Origin of the sequence: Solibacillus sp. FSL H8-0538 (genome assembly GCF_038003525.1) — a bacterium.
Classification (GTDB): domain Bacteria; phylum Bacillota; class Bacilli; order Bacillales_A; family Planococcaceae; genus JBBOPI01.
Window position 1 is genome coordinate 2,671,327 of the sequence record NZ_JBBOPI010000001.1, and the last position, 20,004, is coordinate 2,691,330.

Here is a 20,004-nt window from a genome sequence, read left to right on the forward strand (position 1 = left end):
TTCGCTCCTTATTTTGCCTCATACCAAGATGCGCCATATGAAAAGTCTACCTTTAATGGAACAAGTAGCTCAATCGCATGCTCCATCACTTCTGGTACGATACGCTCTAAAATTTCAATTTCCTGTGGTGGTGCCTCGAAAATTAATTCATCATGCACTTGTAGTAATAGTCTTGAACGGAGCCCTTCTGAGCGTAAACGAGCATCCATATCAATCATCGCCTTTTTAATAATATCCGCTGCACTGCCTTGGATAGGTGTGTTCATCGCTGTACGTTCAGCAAAGCTACGCAGATTAAAGTTTGAGCTCGTAATATCTGGTAAATAGCGACGGCGGTTTAAAATTGTTGTTACATAACCTTTTAATTTGGCCTCTTGCACAACGGAATCCATATAGCCTTTTACACCTGGGAAGCTTGCTAAGTAATTTTCAATAAATGTTGCTGCTTCTTTACGCGTAATATCTAAGTTTTGTGATAGACCGTAATCACTGATTCCATACACAATCCCAAAGTTTACAGCTTTTGCAGCGCGGCGCATATTCGAATCTACTTCCTCCGCTGACACTTTGAACACATCCATCGCTGTACGTGTATGAATATCCATGCCTTGCTTGAACGCATCTACTAGTGCAGGGTCCTCACACATATGCGCTAATACACGTAGCTCAATTTGCGAGTAGTCGGCCGCGAATAGCACCCAGCCTTCTTGTGATGGGACGAACGCTTGACGAATTTTACGACCTTCCTCTAAACGAATCGGGATGTTTTGTAAATTCGGATCAGTAGAGCTTAAACGACCTGTCGCAGTTAATGCCTGCTGGAAGCGCGTGTGCACCTTGCTATCTTCATCGTGTACTTCTTTTACTAAGCCTTCAATATATGTCGACTTCAATTTTGCAAGTGTACGGTACGTTAAAATATGTTTCACTACATCATGTTCAGACTGTAGTTTTTCCAGCACATCTGCCGCTGTTGAATAGCCTGTCTTCGTTTTTTTTATAACCGGAAGACCCAGCTTATCAAACAAAATAACACCTAATTGCTTCGGTGAATTAATATTAAATTTTTCGCCTGCAAGCTCGTAAATATCCTTTTCAATAATTTCTAGCTTCGCGGCAAGATCCGCACCCATTTTTTCTAATGTTGGTACGTCCACTTTAATGCCTTCACTTTCCATTTTCCCTAAAATTGAAGCTAATGGAAGCTCTAAATTTTTATATAGTTCAAACTGTTCGTTTTGCTGAAGTTTTTCCTCAAGGACTGGTTGTAGGTTCCAGACAGCAACTGCTTTACGGCTTACATGCTCTGCTAATATGTCCGATGCTGGTACCACCCATTTTGCACCTTTGCCATAAATTGCTTCGTTTGACTGCACATCTGTGTAGCCGAATTCCTTTGCAAGCGTTGCCACATCATCCCCAGAAATGGATGGCTTTACAATGTACGAAGCAAGTAGTAGGTCAAACTCCACACCTTGTAGTTCAATATCAACGCGCTGCAGGATCGCTTGTGTTGCCTTGCTATCGGCGATGTATTTTTTCTTAGATGGATCTTTTAGCCAATCTTTTAGTAAACGATTACCAGATGCAATATCCATTGGTATATACACCGTTTCCTTACCGTCTGTTAAGCTAATGCCAAGTGCATGGCAGCTATGGTAATGCTCATTTTCAAGCTCGACATGTACCGCCATTACATCCTTGAATAAATCTGCTGTTATTTCGTTGACAACGTTAAATTTAAGCTCTGCTTGTTCCTTCACCTCGTCGGCAAAATCACTTTTTTCGATTAATGATTTAAAGCCAAGCTCCTGCCAAACTGCAATTAACTCTTCTTCGTTTGGACCTGGATATGCTAATTCATCTAAGCCTACTTCAATCGGAGCTTCTGTATAAATCGTCGCTAACTGCTTGGATAAATGCGCCTGTTCTTCATTTGCGACCAGCTTTTCTTTCATTTTTGAAGCCTTCATATCGTCAATTGCTGTATATAAGGCTTCAACAGAACCATGCTCTTTTAACAACTTAATCGCAGTTTTTTCACCAACGCCAGGAACCCCAGGAATATTATCAGAAGCATCGCCCATTAAGCCCTTCATATCAATGATTTGTAATGGGGCAAGGCCATACTTTTCTTCGATATGAGCTGGTGTATACTTCTCCATATCCGTTATACCTTTACGTGTGATATACACCGTTACTTGATCCGTTGCGAGCTGCGTTAAATCTTTATCGCCAGAAACAATAATGACTTCCGTTTGCTCAGTAGCAGCTTGTTTCGCGAGCGTACCTATAATATCATCTGCCTCATACATCGGAAGCTCATAACGCTTAATGCCGTACGCATCAATTAATTTACGTAGGTACGGAAACTGCTCAGATAATTCAGGGGGTGTTTTTTGACGTCCCCCCTTATATTCACCGTACGATTCATGTCGGAAAGTCGTTTTTCCTGCATCGAACGCAACGAGCATTTTTGTCGGCTGCTCTTCCTCTAAAATTTTTTGTAACATTGTTGTAAACCCGTAAACGGCATTTGTATGAATACCACTATCATTTGTTAATAGCGGCAAGGCGAAAAACGCACGGTACGCTAAACTATTTCCATCTAAAAGAAGTAATTTTTCCTTTGTCATGAAATCTCCTCCATCTATATAAACTTGCACGTTTTATATGCAAATTTTCGTTTATGTATAATTGGTCTCCACTACCTACTTTAGCGATTGTTCCCGTGAAATGCCAATATTAATAAATGAAATAATTAGAAAGACACAACTCGCCCTAAATAGGGCGAGTTGATGTCCTTACTTATATGGTTAAGAAAGTTATACTTTCTTAACCACAAAAAAAGATGCTCGCCTAAGCAGAGGGCACTGAAAAAGTTGAATTCTACTGATAATTCTAATAAGTAAGTGCTAAATAGTGATAGGTCATTGGTGCTCTGGCACTCGCTTTCCGCGGGCGGTGGCGAGCCTCCTCGGGCCAACACGATGTTGGTCACAAAGGCGTTGCCACAGGACGTGGCGTTCTTAGCCTTCGTTCCTAAAAGCTCCTGCGGGGTCTCACCTGTACCGCTTTTCCCGCAGGAGTCTCGCGCCGCCGCACCAATGCTTTCTGAATAAAATAAAGCAGAGGCATTAAAATACTATAAAAAAATATTGTTTCGTGGTTTTTCAGTTAGTAGCTTCAATATTCGTTTCATATTGACAGCGAATATCGTTGTGGCCCCTTGTATTTCCATGCCAAATAGGCACGTAGCCGATACCGAATCCTACCCGTGTCTGTTTTTCACTTCACTGCTCTTCGCTTCTACTATGTAGCGATTTGCGGCTAATTGTTTAAATGATTCCGTATTTTGAGCGTTCCACTAAGTCGATGTCTAATACACTATGAATCGCCTTTAATAATAAATATTTATATATACGGATTTTGGGGAATCGCTTTACGTCCATTGTCTAAACAATATTTTGTTTTTAACTCTTCTAAAATGAATGAAAAGCCAAAAAGTTCATTGATTTGGCGAAGCATGTTATCTTTAGGCACAACAAGTTCGTAAATCGCAATAAATGGGCTTAAGTTGAGTGTTTCTTGGTTTAAAACAATTTTGAAAAACTATCAATAATGCGTTCCAATTAGAATGCAAAAAAAATCATCCTTTTTTTGTGTGAGCGAATGACGCATTCATTCTTAACAGATACAAGTTGATTGGAGTGGAGGCGACGACTTCTAGGGGATTAGCGAGCAGCTTGAGACCCTGGAATGAGGCCAACACGATGTTGGTCACAAAGGCGTTGCCACAGGACGTGGCGTACTTAGCCTTTGTTCCTTTGTTACCCGAAAGCGGCTCAAGGCTCGCCCCCAGAAAAGCGTTCGCCGCAACGGAAATCAACGACATCGAAGAAAAAAGCCAGTTCTTAAACGATGTCTCGTTCTAGAACTGGCTAAACTACTTTTTAGAATTTTTTCAAATGCTCGCCTAAGCAAACATCTTACTTCAATTTTTTAAACTTAAATTCTTCGACGCTAGCTTTTTCTTCAATGTAAAAAATTTCTTGATAGATTACTGTTAGTAAAAACGCGTTCATAAACGCAAACACTAAGTATAACGGCATACCACCAAGTTCTGGCTTCATCAGGATTCGGGCAAATACTTCGACAAAACCTACTTGCGTGAAGTAAAAGATCATTCCAATGCCCACTTGCCAAATTTGAAGCTTGTCCTTACGCTTTTCAAACCATAGAACTTTTTTAAACGAATTACGAACATCCTCTGCAATGAACAGACTTAAACCAAACATAATGATAAACAATAAAGATATATTAAAAATACCGACTTTCATCCACTCAAAATTTGTTGAGTTAAAAAGTGCGGTAATTGACGTTGCCATAATAAATGCGAGTAATGTATTTTGAATCCAATTGCTCAAGTGAGTCACCCCTTCTTGAAATCTCACTATTATTATATCATTTTTTATATTATTATAAAGTATTTTATTTGAACGTTTCATGAACGTGCGAAAGAAGCACAAAAAAGAGGGCACTGCAAAAAGTTGATTTCTAATGAAAATTCTAATAGGTATATGCAAAATAGTGATAGGTCAATGGTGCTCTGGCACTCGCTTTTCACGGGCGGTGGCGAGCCTCCTCGGGCCAACACGATGTTGGTCACAAAGGCGTTGCCACAGGACGTGGCGTTCTTAGCCTTCGTTCCTAAAAGCTCCTGCGGGGTCTCACCTGTACCGCTTTTCCCGCAGGAGTCTCGCGCCGCCGCACCAATGCTTTCTGAATAAAATAAAGCAGAATTATAAACATACTATTAATAAATACTATTTTGGGGTTTTTCAGTGCCCTAGCTTAAAAGGAGGGGTTTCTTGGTTTGAAATCCTCAGGAGCACCACCTGTAATTCGTTCCTTTTAGTAGACAAGAAAATCACTCTTTTTAGATAAGGGAATAATCCATTTATTCTTAACAGGTACTAGTTGATTGGAGTGGAGGCGACGACTTCCAGGGGATTAGCGAGCAGCTTGAGATCCTGGAATGAGGCCAACACGATGTTGGTCAAAAAGGCGTTGCCACAGGACGTGGCGTACTTAGCCTTTGTTCCTTTGTTACCCCGAAGCGGCTCAAGGCTCGCCCCCAGAAAAGCGTTCGCCGCAACGGAAATCAACGACATCGAAGAAAAAAGCCAGTTCTTGAACGATGTCTCGTTCAAGAACTGGCTAAACTACTATATAGACTTTTTCAGTGGCCTCGCTTAAAAGTCAATGGCAATTGACTTTTAGTACAGCCCCGTAAGAAAGACACAACTCGCCCAAAATAGGGCGAGTTGTGTCTTTTCCCACTAAAAAACTATTGATTAATTTTACTCGCTTTATACGCACATTTGCCACCTTCAAACGCATAATAGCCCCACATCCCGTGCGTATACGTTGCGTCTGTTGTCGATACTACTTCTTTGCCATTCACGAATACTGTTATGCGTTCGTCAATGCAAACTACCTTTAAGTCGTATGGCGTATTTAGATGCCAGTCATACTTTGCAGACACTAAAACCTTTCTACCAGAATTATTTAGCCCAATAGCGACCGTTTGTTTATCTATAAACCCAGCGAAATAATAGCGTTCAGCCCCTTCTGCACGGAAAATCAAACCGTGTTGGTAGCCCGCTGCCGGAATAATTGTCGACTCAATAATAGACTGTTTCATATAATAGTGACCTGTTACACTTATGCAATCTGTGTCACTTTCCATTTGTAGTTGATCGTTTTTCAATGTCCATTGCCCGCGATGATGTGCAAATGGTGTTACGCATTTAAATTCCATCACTTGCTTCGCAAAATCAATTGTATAGGAAGGGGTACCTGTAATTAAAAACTCATCCAAAAAAATTTTACCAAATGCACGGAATGTTGCTGGGGAATGTGTTTGAATTTTAATACCCACTTCCTCGACGATATCACCATCAGTATCGGGAATCGTAAATTCAATTGTCTGCCAGTCGCTTGAAGCAATAACTGCTGAGCCCGTTAAAATTGCTTGTTTCGAATGAGTTAAACGAATATATGGCGTTAGGAGTATAGCTTTGCCGTAGTACTGTTCCGCCATTACCTTCATCGAAACACGCTGGCCGCTATATGCGGTGGCAGAAAAGTTCGGCTCGTATTTTTCATCCATCAGCTGCTTACGGCGATAAAATGTACGGTAATATACATGAGACTGATCATGACCATACAATCGGTCTAGAAAAATCTCTAACGCACCAGGATTTTCATAGCCAACCTCATCGGTATGTTTCAAAAATGTTTTAAACGGATAGGACGTTCTAAAGCCATGTGTTGAACCGGGGAGCGTAAAGTCAAAATAAATATCTTGTTCCTTATAGCTATCACGTAATTGCTGCGGTGCTTGCTCATTCGCTAATTGGTAACCAATTAATGCTACCTGTTTTGCAAATGTCGGTAAATCCACATTATTTAAGTAGCCAGAAATACTTGAGGCAACAATTGCATCATTAATCGACTCACGATAATGTGGAGCGATTCCTTCAATGCCGTTTAATACACCAACAATGGAGCCGACACTTCCTGCATTACAATCTGTATCCCAACCACACATTGTTGCAATTTCAATCGTTCTACTCGTATTCCCCTCACCGTACAATAACGCTAAAATACAAACGCCCGCATTCGGGATGATATGGCAAATACCACCGTACTTATCATAGCCCCATTGTTCTTCTAAAAACTGACGGCAGCTACGGAAATCTTCGGGGTGTTGCGCGTGAAAATTCAGTACAGCGTGCACTACTTTCGCATAGGTGCTATCGGCGGGAATTTCTCGGAGCCCAATCGCTATAATGTCTCGAACCGGTTGCTCTGTAAACGCCGCTGCAATACAAGCTGCGATAAAGCGCGCACCATAAAGTCCATTGCCATCATGCGAAACACTCGCTGCGATTTCTGCATAATCAGCTGCCTGCGTTGGTTCATTCGGAAAAATCCAACCAAATGAATCAATAAAAATCTGCCCACCAATTTGCTCTGCTAAAAGCTGACCGTTAACAGCGATCGAACCGGACTGTGGTGCGGGTATCCCCTTTTTTAAATTTAAATAGGCGGTATGTTCTGTACTAATTCGATCGCCACCCCACCAAATAATACCAAGGCCTTCACGCATATAATTTAACCATGTTTTTGCAACATCCTGTGATTGCAGCGGACGATTTTTCGCCAGATCTGTCACTGCGCGTATAAAGAAAATCGGACCATTCGCATCATCATCAGCGGAAAACACAGTATAATCTTTCACGTATTTCGTCACATCACCATAAACATCCTGAATGATTTCAGGTGTCCATTCCACTGGCTCAACCGGTGCGCCTAAACGAATCCCCGCATTCATTGCTAAAATTCCAGCATACACTTTCACTACATAATTCATCGGAATCGTTATTATGCACCTCCGTATGCCTCATTTACAACTTGTTGCATTATCTTTGCCCCTTCAATATCTTGTTGAATAATCGCCTTTGCTACTTTCGCAAAGGATTTAGCTTCCTGCTCAAAATCTAGTCGATTAGCAGATTCAAGCAATAGCACATCATCCTTGTGAATGACGCCACTCCCATACTTAGCACCTAAAATTGCACCGACCATCACACCAATTGAATCCGTATCGCGCCCCGAATTAATACCATCCTTTAACGTTTTATAAAATTCGCCGTCATTAAAAATGATAAACGCAAGCGCCAGTGGTAATTCTTCAATTGAAAATAAACGACTTGGTGTATAGTGATTCGACGGAATACCGACTTTTGCAATTTTGCGGTGTACATCATCGCCCATTGGAGAAAACGGTGCAATTTTTTCGTGTAGTATTTGTACTGCTTCTTCGTAACTAGTATCGCTCGCTTTTAACATATGAGCTGCCTCAGCCACTGCAATTATGGCCTGCTTCGTACCATCTTTTGCAACATCAATCGCTGTTGCAATAATGGCTTCAATCGTCACATTTGGTTGAAATGCTTTTGCTACACATGCTGCCAGTACACCAGCCGCCTCGAGTCCATAGCTCACCTGATGCCCAGATGCAAATAATATTGCTTCATTATATGCAGCAAATGGATTACCGGCATTAACTATTCCCACTGGTGCAATATACATGGCCGCGCCACAATTGACCATATTGCCATATCCTCCTTCGCGCGGCTCACAATTAGCGAGCACATGGCGAAGGAAAATATGTTTTTCAGGATAAAATAACCGATCTAAAATAAATGCATCTTTTTGAAATTCGGGTATAAATGTCTTCTTAAATGCAAGCTCTTTTACGAACGAATTTGCAAGATCATACGCATCCACATGACGACGTTCTTGCTTATATACACGGCACAGGGCGAGCGTCATTAATGTATCATCTGTTACAATGCCATGACCGCGCTGCTTCCCTAACGTTACATCTGAACCAAGCTGTTCCTTATACCAATTCGTCTTAATTGAGTCCACATAGCCATACTGCTTTTGGATTTGCTGGCGACTTAGTTTTTCAATCGGTGCGCCTAATGCATCTCCAAGTGCCGTTGCCAGAAGTACACCTTTTACTCGATCTTCAAAATTTAGCATCTAGTATTCTCCTTACTTAATTGTATCGTTCGCTAACTGTGTAATTGCCTCGCCGCCTGCTTCATTCCATTTTTGAACGAATTCATCAAATGCGTCGATTGATTTTTTACCCGTAATGATGTCTGCTGAATATTCTTTGTATAGATTTTCCATTGCATCCCACTGCGCAATATATTCTTCTGGTAATGAGAAGTTATTATCTTGCGTATAAAATTGTGACACAGCGTCTTTAGAAGCAACTCCAGCTGCGCTTAATACAGGTGTTGATTTACTTACCGCGACTTCTAATGCTGGATTTGCTGGCTCCCAGTAACGTGCATACCACTCTGCGTAATATTTATCTGTTAATTCAATTTCGCCGTTTACGGTGTTGTATTGCTCACCCTCAAAGCCAAACATGTCAAACTGCATACCTGCTGGACTTGCTAAATAATCTAAAATGTCGAATACTAACTCTTTGTTCGGCGATTGGGATGAAATGGCTAAACCACGTGTTTCCTTTGTGACACTTGTTGCGCCGTAGCCTTGTCCAATACCTTTAGCTGGTGGTAATACAGTAAGTTCAGCTGACTCACCATTTACTTCTTTTTGACGCGAGTTGTAGAAATCGATTACTTTGCCATTTGTTCCAATAATTACGCCTGTTTCATTGTTATAGAAAGCATCCTCTTTTGTATCCCATTGCTTCGTTAAATATTGGTTATCTAATAAGCCTGCTGCATAGAGTTCGCTATAGTAAGCTAGTTTATTTTTCTCAGCTTCTGAAACCTTGCTATACACATAGCCAGAGCCATTATCAATCCAAGTACTTGTCTCACCAAATGCCATATTAAACACAAAATCTAGCTCGGTAATCGCTCCTGCAACTGTTACTCCGTTTTTCACAAACCCTTTGTCTACAAGCTCTTGGAAAAACGCTTTGTAGTTATCCGGAGTTGGATCTGCCAGTAGCGCTGCGCCTGAAGACGTTTGCTCTAAGAAATCCGTACGTACAACTGGCACTTTATTATCAATCCCCTTTACCCATAAAAGATACGGGTAGTTTGCTAAACGTGTTTCATTATGTGGCATTAAAATAGCCTTTAAATACTCGGATTCCGCAATATACGGTGTTAGATCTTCCAGTAAATCTTGGCTTGCAATTTGCTCATCGCCACCTTGGAAGTAAATTAAATCAGGAATTTCACCACTATATAATAGTAGGTTTAATTTTTCAGAATAGGTGCCTTGTGCTACTTCCACAAGTTCAAACTCTACATCAATTCCTTTATCCGCTTTTAATTTCTCAGCAAGTGTATCGTAAAATTTCACTGCTGCTGGATTGGAAGGACCATCATCTTTAAAGACAACTTTAATAACGGTACTACCCTCTTCTGTTACGACTGGTTCTGCTGGTGTTTGCGTATCATCACTACATGCAGCAAGTACAACGAATAACATCGTGCACAATAAATAAAAACTAAATTTTTTCATTGAAATACCCCCATCTTAATTTTTTATTCTTTCACTCCGCCGTCCATCGCGCCCTTTGTGAAGTACTTCAGGATGAGCGGATAAAGTAATAACATCGGTACGACCGCAACGACAATTGTTGCAGCTTGTAATGAACCAAAATCTAAACTCGCCAGAAATTCGGCTGATTTCCCATCAATCCCGTTTAGCAGTGTTGTATTATCTTGCGAGACTACAAACTGTCGCAACACAACCTGCAAAGGCCATTTTGATGGATCTGTTATATAAATCGTCGCACGGAAATATTCATTCCAGTGATACACGCCGTAAAATAGTGCGAGTGTGGCAAGTGCAGGCTTTGACAGAGGAATCATAATTTGCGTAAAAATACGGAAATGGCTTGCCCCATCAATTTTTGCCGCTTCAATAATGCTATCTGGTACCTCTTGGAAGAAACGCATTAAAATAAATAAATAATAGACATTGATCGCCTTATACAAAATAAGCGAAGCATAGGAATTTAGAAGGCCTAAATCCTTCATTAATAAATATTCCGTAATCATTGACGGCTCAAATACCATAACCGCAATAAGTAAAATAAGCACAATATTTTTCCCTACAAAGTTTGTCCGTGCTAATACATAGGCCGTTAATGCTGTTAAAAACAAATTCACTATTGTCCCTACAATTGTAATGAACACGGAGTTTAAAATACTGCGCACAATAAGTGGATTTGCTAAAATAATTTCATAATTTATAAGAGAAAAACCCTTTGGCAAGATGCCTAGGCCTGACAGTTCAGACACTTTGCTTGGATCAGATAAGGACATCGCCAAAATATTTAGTAGAGGGATTAAAATAGCTAGTACAAATATAAATAAGACAAACTGAATAATGGATTTCATTACACTGAAATTCCTCATTTTATTCCTCCCTTCACCAAACACCCTTGCCTGTTAAGCGTTTCGAAATAAAGTGTGTGCTTAAAATTAACACTAAGCCAATCACACCTTTAAATAAGCTCGCCGCTGTTGCATAGGCATACTGACCATTTAAAATCCCGATGCGGTATACATATGTATCTAAAATATCGATGACACTTAACACCGAATCATTCATTAAGTTAAACACTTGATCAAAGCCAGCATTCATAAAGAAGCCTAAGTTTAAAATGAATACCGTCACAACCGTACTCATCATTGCTGGTACTGTAACATAACGCATTTGTTGGAAGGTCGTCGCGCCGTCTATTTTCGCTGCCTCATAAAGTGCCGGGCTAATCTTTAAAATTGCCGCAATGTAAAGGATTGTATCCCAACCAGCACTACGCCACATTTCAGAGAAAATGAGCACCCAGCGAATATGCTCCTTACTCGTCATAAAATCAAGCGACGGTAAGTTGAAAAATCCACGGATAACATTAACTCCGCCTTCCACTGGATTTAAAAATGCAATCCAAATTCCCGCAATAACAACCCATGATAAAAAGTGAGGTAAATAGGAAACGGATTGTATAAATTTACGATACGGTCCGAACCGCAATTCATTGATCATGAGCGATAAAATAATTGGAATCGGGAAAATAAATATCATTTTCATCGTACTAATAATAACTGTATTCATGAGCACATCTTTAAACGCTGGAGATCCAAATAGCACGTTAAAATGTTTGAGGCCAACCCAAGTGTTTTCTCCGATAATCCGGTAATCCTGAAAAGCAAGCTTCATATTTAAAATCGGAATAATATGAAACACTATGAAATAAATCATTCCGGGCAACAGCATGACATATAAAACCCAGTCTTTTCGCATTTGCCTCAATGTATTTTTAATTTTCATAAAACACCCCTTTGTATGGTTCGACTCCTCCTACACCTCAATATTCATTAATGGCGCATGCTGCTGTGTTCCGTACACATCCCGGTCTCCTGGACTACCCGATGAAATTTTACGTGCAATCGTAATTTTAATTCCGAGCGCCTGATCAAAATAAATAAAATGATAAATCTCATCTAGCGCAATATTATAAGCTTTCGCAATGACTTCCTTTGTCAATACACCACTCGCCTTCACTTCCTCATATGCCTGTTTGTTATCAAATAACACATCTAGCGTCAATTCAAAGGGACCTGAATTTTTGCTACGTAAAATTTTTGCCTTTTCATACAGCTTCACGCTAGTGACACCTCCACTATTTCTAGGCGAAAAGGGTTGTCCGTAATTTCCATTAGGTGATAAATTGAAAATTCATATACTGGGCCAAACTCAACATCACTAGGCGCGAATGGAAATGCCAGGTTGCCGGCGGTGGATTTACGATTTTCATAGCCATAATGTAAATACGTTGAACGAACATTTGCACAAATGGCATTTGCCGTTTCCTGATTTTCCGCTAGCACTTCAAACATTATCCCTACCTCATGCCCCGTAAAAGTTTCTGGCTCCTGCTCACCTAGCACCGCATCTTTTCCGTAGTGATAAAAATTCACCTTGTACGTATCTTTCGGGATTTCTGAAAAATACGTTTGCACCTGCTGTAACACTTGTGCTTCTACATCTTCTAGCTGCCCTAACAATAGTGGATCACGAATACCTGCTAGCACGAACGTACGGTATGCTACTTTACGTGCACCTTCTAACTTAATCTTCATGACGTCACTCGGAATGTACTGACTATTACGCACCTCTACGACACCCTCTGCTATTTCAGTAAACGTACAGAGCTCTAGGTTTAACATAAAGCCTGGCCCATGCAAAATATACGGGTGTTCCTTTTCGTAAAACGTATGAGCAGCAACACTTGTTGGCGTACATTTCCGAATCGGATTTAAAGACTGTACAGTAAAATAATCTTCATATAATGTACCTAAAATACAGTCCTTCGTAGTACCTGGTTCCGCACATAATGCCCCACATTCTAAAATTTTTCCGAGATGATACGCCAATCCCTCGTCCATCCCGTGATAAATGCCTAATGCAGCAAAAGGAGATGGGTCATAGCTTCGACCGCACACGATAATATCGCACCGCTCCTCTAGCGCTCGCAAAATAGGCTCATGTCCCATCTGCGCTACAATTGTTTGTGTATGTAAAATCAATTCCTCCGTCAGCGGGGGAATATGACGGCTAAGTGGGTTAATTTTTCCCGCTTGATTTGCTTTTATTATTTGCTGTTGATCAAAGTCGGCCCAAATAATCGCAATTTTCGCCGATTGCTGCTGTTCTTGTAAAATTTCTCTTATAACGTCCATTGTTCGCTCTACATGTGTTTTAGCACCTGCCCCACCGGCCGAACCGATAATAACTGGTATTTTATGCTGTAGACCCATTTCAATCATCAGTGATAAGTCTTTTTTCAAGGCAAGTCGGCTTACAATCGATACATTGGCTCCTAATTTATGTGGCCCGGCATCGGTTGATCCAGCATCCACTACAATGCCATGAATATCCTGGTCGAATGCTTTTAAAAAGGATGCTACCGGAAAACCGTAGCCAAGCATGCCACACGGAGATAAAATATTTACTCCACCCATCATCCTATTCCCTCCGTTTCTAGCTAGCTTAAGCAATTAATTATTTTTAAGTTGCCCAAGTCTTGCCATGACTTCCGTATTAGAAGGCATGCCACCTTGCGCACCAAATTTTTCAACAGAAATAGATGCGGCACTATTGGCAAATTGAACGGCCTCCTGAAGTTTGTAGCCCTCACAAATTGCATAAGAAAGCGCCCCGTTAAACGTATCGCCTGCACCAGTTGTATCGATTACTTTTGCGCTATAGCCTTTAACGTGAACAGGCTGCTCTCCATCATAAAAGTAAGCACCATTACCGCCTAATGTAACAATTACTTTATTTGGATAGTCCTTTACAACCTCTGTAAACAATTTCCCAAAAATTTCTTCACATTCATTTTCATTCGGCGTTAAATAGGTCACATCTTTTAACCATTTCACATCAAAATATTTTGCGGGTGCAGGGTTTAATAATACCGGCACACCGGACTCCTTACATTTCATTAAAATATAGTCCACCGTTGGCACTGGAATTTCAAGTTGTAATACAACGAGCTTACTTTGTGAAATAACAGACCATTGCTGATCAATTAATGCTTCATCTACATCATAATTTGCTCCTGGTACGACAATGATGCGATTATCCTTTTCATAAAGTAAAATATTCGCAATGCCAGTAGCTTTTTTACTAGTGGCTATCCCTTTCACATCTACGTTTTCATTTTCTAAATTGCTATACAATGTCGTGCCAAAGGAATCGTTTCCTACACAGCCAATCATTGCTGTAGGTGCACCCAGTCGCGCAGCAGCGACAGCCTGATTTGCCCCTTTGCCTCCGGGAATCGTTTCAAAAAATTCGCCCAATACGGTTTGTCCTTGCGTTGGAAAATGATTTGTACTGATGACTAAGTCCATATTCAAACTGCCAATGACGGTAATCAATTGTTCCCTCTCCTTTCATGTTGTGCTTCTACGCTGGCGTAACTTTTTATTTAGAAGCTGTTCAATAGAAAAAACCTAATAATTTTGTAACTGCTTTTGGTTGTGTTCTGATAAATTCTCTCTATTAAAATATGTATGTATTCAGTTACATAGATTATGTCTATTTAATAAATTGCTGTACACCAAAATCTGAACTTGACAGCACATTCCACTCCAGGCGGGCGCTTTCCGCGGGCGTGGCTTGAGCCTCCTCGGGCCAACACGATGTTGATCACGAAGGCGTTGCCACAGGACGTGGCGTTCTTAGCCTTCGATCCTAAACGCTTCGTGCGGGGTCTCATGGCTCACGCTTTTCCCGCAGGAGTCGCCGCCTTCCGTTCCATGTGCCTATAAAGTAGTACACCTTCTTTTAAAGTAAAGAACATGTTTTGGTAAAGACCTTTAATAAATTGCTGTAATTAATTTTAAGAATAGAAAGACACAACTCTTCGAAAATAGGGCGAGATGTGTCCTTCTAATTTTTAACTCTTCTAAAATGAATGAAAAATCAACCAGTTCATTGATTCGCAAAGCCATGTTATCTTTTGGCACAACAATATCGTAAATTGCCATAAACGTGCTTAAGTTGAGTGTTTCTTGGTTTGAAATCATCGGAGTACTACTTGTAATTCGTTCCTTTTAGTAGATAAGAGAATGTTACATTCATTCTTAGCGTTTACAAGTTGATTGGAGTGGAGGCGACGACTTCTAGGGGATTAGCGAGCAGCCTGAGACCCTGGACTGAGGCCGACACGAAGTTGGTCACAAAGGCGTTGCCACAAGGACGTGGCGTACTTAGCCTTTGTTCCTTTACTCTCCTGAAGCGGCTCAAGGCTCGCCCCCAGAAAAGCGTTCGCCGCAACGGAAATCAACGACATCGAAGAAAAAAGCCAGTTCTTCAACGATGCCTCGTTCAAGAACTGACTTAACTCTTTAATGACTTTTTCAGTGCTGTCGCAATTGACAGCCTCTTTCGTTTAAATAAATTATTCTACATAACCAGATAATAACTTCGCATATGGTGAATCAGATGGAAGAATAATAACCGTATCCTCACCAATCGTTTTCTTATAAGACTCTAATGTTCGGTAAAGCGAGTAAAACTCTGGATCCTTTGAAAATGCCTCATTATAAATTTTAGCCGCCTGTGACTCACCTTCCGCTTGAATTAGCGCTGCGTCTTTGTTCGCAGTAGCGAGCAACTCCTGCACTTGACGATCCGTTTGAGCTTCAATACGGCGTTTATCCGCGTCTCCTTCAGATAAATATGTTTGTGAAGTCGTTTCACGCTCGGATACCATTCGCGTATAAACAGATTGTTCATTTTCAGCAGGTAAATCGATACGGCGAATACGTACATCCATTACTTCAATGCCATAATCATCCTTTGCTAAGAACTCATTTACTCGTGCTGTCACACGATCATTAATACTGCCTCGTGAAGAATTTTCATCACTAATAATATCATCATAGTCTAGCTGTCCAAGCTCAGTGCGGATAACCGAATAAATAAACTCCTCCATACGCGATTCCGCATTAACTAATGTCCCTGCATTTGAAATCAATGCCTTTGGATCGGTTACACGCCAAACTGCATAGTTATCAATAATAATACGCTTTTTATCAAATGTACTAATTTCTTCCTCCGTCATATCATAGGTCATTAAATTTTTCGGTAGCGTTGTGACACTTTGAATGAATGGAATTTTCATATGAAGTCCCGGCTCACGCTCATATTTCACTACTTCACCGAACTGACGAACAACCTTATATTCGCTTTCCTTTACAACATAGAGATTGGCTATCAAAATAACGAATACAGCGAATAATACCGTTACTACAATGCCTGATGCCATCCATTGACGCATGTTAACTGGCTTTTTCGGGGCTTTTGACTTGTTACTCGTTGGTTCTTCCATATCAACCACTTTGCCTGGCTTGTTATTTTTATTCGCAAATAATTTGCGGATGAATTTTTCTAAGTCGCCGTCAAAATTATTATTGCTCATTAGTTGCCACTCCCTTCTGTTGTTTTAGGTTGCGTCGATTGAATCGGCAAGTATTTCAACGTATCTCCACCGTCATCATTCATAATGTAAATTTGAGCAGTTGGAAGTACTGCTTCTAATGTTTCAATGACTAAACGCTCACGCGTAATTGCTTTGTTCCCGCTGTACTGCTCGTATAACTTATTAAATACCGCTACTTCCCCTTCAGCTTGTTGAATACGCGCTGTTTTTTGCCCTTCAGCTTTTGAAATAATGGCATCCTTTTCCCCTTGCGCCTCACTTAACCGTTTATTTTCATATTTTTTTGCTTCATTTATTTTGGTGTTTTTGGTTTCACGTGCATCTGTTACCGCTGTGAAGGCTGCGCGCACTTCCGCGTTTGGTAATTCTACGTCCTGTAGCTTGACGCCAAGTACACTAATTCCAATATCATATTTTTCGATTAATGAAATAAGTAAATCACGTGTATTCGCTTCGATATCTGCTTTTCCATCTGTTAATGCCGCATCAATTTTCGAGCTTCCGATAATTGAACGAATTGCACTGGAAGTAGCACTATGCAAAATTTCCTGCGGGTTTTGTGAATTAAATAAATATTTTTTCGGATCGCTAATTTTCCACTGTACGACTAGATCGGTTAATACAATGAATTCATCGCCCGTAATCATTTTCGTTTCCTTATCAAATGCTTCGAGTGTTCCGTCAGCATTTTGCTTGTAACCAAACTGCAGACTGAGTGTTTCTTTCTTTAAAATCTCAGCCCTTTGAATCGGCCACGGAAGCTTAAAATGCAACCCTGAGTCCGTAACCATATCATCTGCACGACCAAATGTAATGACGACCGCTTGTTCAGATTCATCAACCGTATACCAAGATGTTAATGCTGCTATTAAACCAACGACAACAAAAACCCCAAGGCCAAACGTTAACATTGTACGTTTAACGCTCATGTTTCTTCCCCCTCTATATGTACTGTTTTTTATTCCCAATTCATTTACGAGTCAAACGTTGGAAAAGTTTCACAAAAACGCAAAAAATAGTGAACAGTTAAACTGTCCACTATTTTTTATTATCGCTAGAATATGCGAATATTTGAAACAGGGGGTTTCTATTACTTAACTTATCACCCGAATATAAATTTCTAGTATCAGCTTTGTAAATAAATTGTTAAGACTTCTTATCCAGAGGTAATAAAACTTTAATGCATGTTCCTTTTCCCACTTCGCTTGTCAATTGAATTTTCCCGTGATGCGCCTCCACTAAATGTTTCACAATCGATAACCCAAGCCCGGTTCCACCTGAGTCACGGCTACGTGCTCGATCAACGCGATAAAAACGTTCAAACACACGTGGTATTTCACTTTTTTCAATTCCAATTCCTTGGTCATTTACTTCAACAATCCCGTAAGCATCTGAAGTACTAATTCGCAATGATACCGTTTTCCCTTCTTTTGAATAGGAAATCGCATTATTTATTAAGTTTGTGAAAATTTGAATGAGACGATTTGCATCGCCAATTACGTGTACATCCTTCGAGATATCCACATCGAACTGCATATCTTTGTTATCAAGTTGCGTGCTGGTCAGATCCATCGCTCGAATCAACACATCCTGCAAGCTTGTCGACGTTACATCCAACGAAAAACCGTGACGTTCAATTTTAGAAAGCTCCAGTAAATCATTTACTAGCATTTGCAGGCGATTACTTTCTTGATAAATAATTTCTAAAAATGATAGCAGCATTTGCTCATCTTTAAAAGCTCCATCCAGTAATGTTTCAGAGAAGCCTTTAATCGAAGTAATCGGCGTGCGTAGCTCATGCGAAACATTTGCAACAAAGTCTTTTCGAATTTGCTCTAAACGTATTAACTCACTCACATCATGCATAACGATGACTACACCTAACCAGCGTCCATGTTCACCCATAACTGGCGCACCATATGCTTGCTTGTATAATATCTCTTGCTGTATTTCCATTTCTAACTGCTGTCTATATGGCATTTCCGTTAAAAATACATGATCAATAAATTCCTCTAGCTGTACAGGCAAGCCAAGCATTAAAAAGCTTTTGCCACTAACGTCCTCATAGTCTATATCAAAGCGTTGTAAAAACTTTTTATTGACAATGGATACTTGGCCTTCACGGTCAATCATCATGAGGGCACTACCCATATTTTCGATTAGCGTTTTGAGACGTTCTTCTTCGATTTCACGTGTTTTTGTAATATCCTGTAAGTTTCGCGCCAAAATATTAATCGAATTCCGCAGCTCAACAACAGTTTTTGGCCCATTAGCAAAAGCCCGCGCGCGGTAATTCCCAATTGCAAGCTCTCTTGCTGTGCGCGTGACATTTACAATTGGCTCCACGAAATTGTGAACAACTCTGTTCGATACGATGCCAATTAATACAAAGGCCGCAACCATTAACAAAGTAAGTACAACTACTAAACGGTTTTGCATCGGCTGAAATTGTTCCTGTTCCGTACTAATTATAAAAGTTTCTAAAAGCGCTTGACGGTCGACTTCTGACAACGTGATATTACGCTCATCAATAACTTGCTCCAGTTGCGCTTGTGACGTTTCTGCTGTTATATCAACATATTCTTCCACATAAAATGGAAAAAGCTGACCTATGACAAGACCTAGGACAGCTAAGATGGATCCGACTAGAAAAATAAATGAATAAAATAAACGACTAGTCATTGATTTCATCATTTTTTTGGCTCCTCAAATTTATAACCTAATCCTCGAATCGTTTTGATGAAGACCGGTTTTCTACTGTTTTCTTCAATTTTGTCGCGTAAATGACTAATATGTACGTCAACAATACGTGTATCACCAGCAAAGTCATAATTCCATACTGCACTTAATAGCTGATCACGTGTTAATACGCGGTTTTTATTTTCTAATAAATATACAAGTAACTCAAATTCCTTCGGTGTAAATTCCAATACTTCCACATCCAAAAATGCTTCAAAGCGTTCTGGATAAACATGTAAATCACCAAATGAATAGATAAGCTCTGCCGGTTCTTCAACTTCTTCTACAACCGGAGCAGAGAATCGACGTAGCACTGCCTTTACGCGTGCAATGACCTCACGAGGACTAAACGGCTTTGTCATGTAATCGTCTGCCCCTAGTTCCAGTCCAAGTACTTTATCAAACTCATCATCACGAGCCGTTAGCATAATGATTGGAATATTTTTACGTAAACGACGGAGCTCTTTGCATACTTCCATTCCATCTAAAATTGGCAACATTAAATCAAGCAACATTAAATCTGGGGACTGTTTTATCGCCGTATCTAATCCCGCTTGCCCATCATGTGCCAATAAGACTGAAAATCCCGCCTGTTCCAAATTATATTTTAATAAGGTAGCTATCGAAATTTCATCTTCTACTACTAAAACTGTTTTTACCATGTATGG

The 20,004-nt window shown here is 40.3% G+C and carries 16 protein-coding genes and 1 pseudogene; 2 read left to right on the forward strand and 15 right to left on the reverse strand.

From position 1 onward, the window contains the following. Positions 1 to 8: 8 nt before the first annotated feature. Both polA and MHH87_RS12690 read right to left on the reverse strand, forming a co-directional pair. Positions 9 to 2,636 (reverse strand): DNA polymerase I, encoded by a 2,628-nt coding sequence (gene polA, locus MHH87_RS12685; RefSeq protein ID WP_340749669.1) that lies wholly within the window; start codon positions 2,634 to 2,636, stop codon positions 9 to 11. 714 nt (positions 2,637 to 3,350) lie between these two features. Further along, positions 3,351 to 3,603, reverse strand: a pseudogene (locus MHH87_RS12690) (IS5/IS1182 family transposase); the annotation flags it as partial. 170 nt (positions 3,604 to 3,773) lie between these two features. On the opposite strand from MHH87_RS12690, the gene MHH87_RS12695 reads away from it, so the two are divergent. Further along, on the forward strand, positions 3,774 to 3,935 hold the full coding sequence (locus MHH87_RS12695; RefSeq protein WP_340749670.1) for a hypothetical protein: 162 nt from the start codon (positions 3,774 to 3,776) through the stop codon (positions 3,933 to 3,935). Positions 3,936 to 3,989: 54 nt separating this feature from the next. On the opposite strand, the gene MHH87_RS12700 is transcribed toward MHH87_RS12695, so the two are convergent. Then, positions 3,990 to 4,436, reverse strand: coding sequence for a DNA polymerase I (locus tag MHH87_RS12700; RefSeq protein ID WP_340750992.1), 447 nt, complete (start codon positions 4,434 to 4,436; stop codon positions 3,990 to 3,992). 616 nt (positions 4,437 to 5,052) lie between these two features. On the opposite strand from MHH87_RS12700, the gene MHH87_RS12705 reads away from it, so the two are divergent. Further along, positions 5,053 to 5,259 carry a hypothetical protein gene (locus tag MHH87_RS12705; RefSeq protein WP_340749671.1) on the forward strand — a complete coding sequence of 69 codons (207 nt, stop codon included), beginning with the start codon at positions 5,053 to 5,055 and terminating at the stop codon, positions 5,257 to 5,259. Positions 5,260 to 5,350: 91 nt separating this feature from the next. Here MHH87_RS12705 and MHH87_RS12710 read toward each other — a convergent pair whose 3' ends face one another. From MHH87_RS12710 to MHH87_RS12765, 12 genes are all read right to left on the reverse strand, one after another. Continuing rightward, positions 5,351 to 7,441: an ADP-ribosylglycohydrolase family protein gene (locus MHH87_RS12710; RefSeq protein ID WP_340749672.1), complete on the reverse strand. Its 2,091-nt coding sequence runs from the start codon at positions 7,439 to 7,441 to the stop codon at positions 5,351 to 5,353. A gap of 11 nt (positions 7,442 to 7,452) precedes the next feature. Further along, positions 7,453 to 8,622 (reverse strand): ADP-ribosylglycohydrolase family protein, encoded by a 1,170-nt coding sequence (locus MHH87_RS12715; protein ID WP_340749673.1) that lies wholly within the window; start codon positions 8,620 to 8,622, stop codon positions 7,453 to 7,455. 12 nt (positions 8,623 to 8,634) lie between these two features. Then, complete coding sequence (locus MHH87_RS12720; RefSeq protein ID WP_340749674.1) at positions 8,635 to 10,095, reverse strand: extracellular solute-binding protein; 1,461 nt, start codon at positions 10,093 to 10,095, stop codon at positions 8,635 to 8,637. A gap of 23 nt (positions 10,096 to 10,118) precedes the next feature. Further along, entirely contained in the window at positions 10,119 to 10,997 is an 879-nt protein-coding gene (locus MHH87_RS12725) for a carbohydrate ABC transporter permease (protein ID WP_340749675.1), read from the reverse strand. Between the two features lie 13 nt (positions 10,998 to 11,010). Further along, the gene (locus MHH87_RS12730) at positions 11,011 to 11,913 is read right to left on the reverse strand and encodes an ABC transporter permease (protein ID WP_340749676.1); all 903 of its coding nucleotides are present in this window, start codon (positions 11,911 to 11,913) and stop codon (positions 11,011 to 11,013) included. Between the two features lie 30 nt (positions 11,914 to 11,943). Continuing rightward, positions 11,944 to 12,249 carry a DUF4387 domain-containing protein gene (locus MHH87_RS12735; protein ID WP_340749677.1) on the reverse strand — a complete coding sequence of 102 codons (306 nt, stop codon included), beginning with the start codon at positions 12,247 to 12,249 and terminating at the stop codon, positions 11,944 to 11,946. Next, a complete protein-coding gene (locus MHH87_RS12740) occupies positions 12,246 to 13,610 on the reverse strand; it encodes an acyclic terpene utilization AtuA family protein (RefSeq protein WP_340749678.1) in 1,365 nt (454 codons plus the stop codon). Before MHH87_RS12740 ends, MHH87_RS12735 begins: the two co-directional genes overlap by 4 nt. Before the next feature lie 33 nt (positions 13,611 to 13,643). Then, entirely contained in the window at positions 13,644 to 14,528 is an 885-nt protein-coding gene (rbsK, locus tag MHH87_RS12745) for a ribokinase (protein WP_340749679.1), read from the reverse strand. A 1,025-nt stretch (positions 14,529 to 15,553) separates the two neighbouring features. Beyond that, complete coding sequence (gene hflC, locus MHH87_RS12750; protein WP_340749680.1) at positions 15,554 to 16,576, reverse strand: protease modulator HflC; 1,023 nt, start codon at positions 16,574 to 16,576, stop codon at positions 15,554 to 15,556. Further along, positions 16,576 to 17,526: an FtsH protease activity modulator HflK gene (gene hflK, locus MHH87_RS12755; protein WP_340749681.1), complete on the reverse strand. Its 951-nt coding sequence runs from the start codon at positions 17,524 to 17,526 to the stop codon at positions 16,576 to 16,578. The genes hflC and hflK overlap by 1 nt, the downstream gene beginning before the upstream one ends. Before the next feature lie 217 nt (positions 17,527 to 17,743). After that, positions 17,744 to 19,288, reverse strand: coding sequence for a two-component system histidine kinase PnpS (gene pnpS / locus MHH87_RS12760; protein WP_340750994.1), 1,545 nt, complete (start codon positions 19,286 to 19,288; stop codon positions 17,744 to 17,746). Then, positions 19,288 to 19,998 carry a response regulator transcription factor gene (locus tag MHH87_RS12765; protein WP_340749682.1) on the reverse strand — a complete coding sequence of 237 codons (711 nt, stop codon included), beginning with the start codon at positions 19,996 to 19,998 and terminating at the stop codon, positions 19,288 to 19,290. Before MHH87_RS12765 ends, pnpS begins: the two co-directional genes overlap by 1 nt. Positions 19,999 to 20,004: the final 6 nt, after the last annotated feature.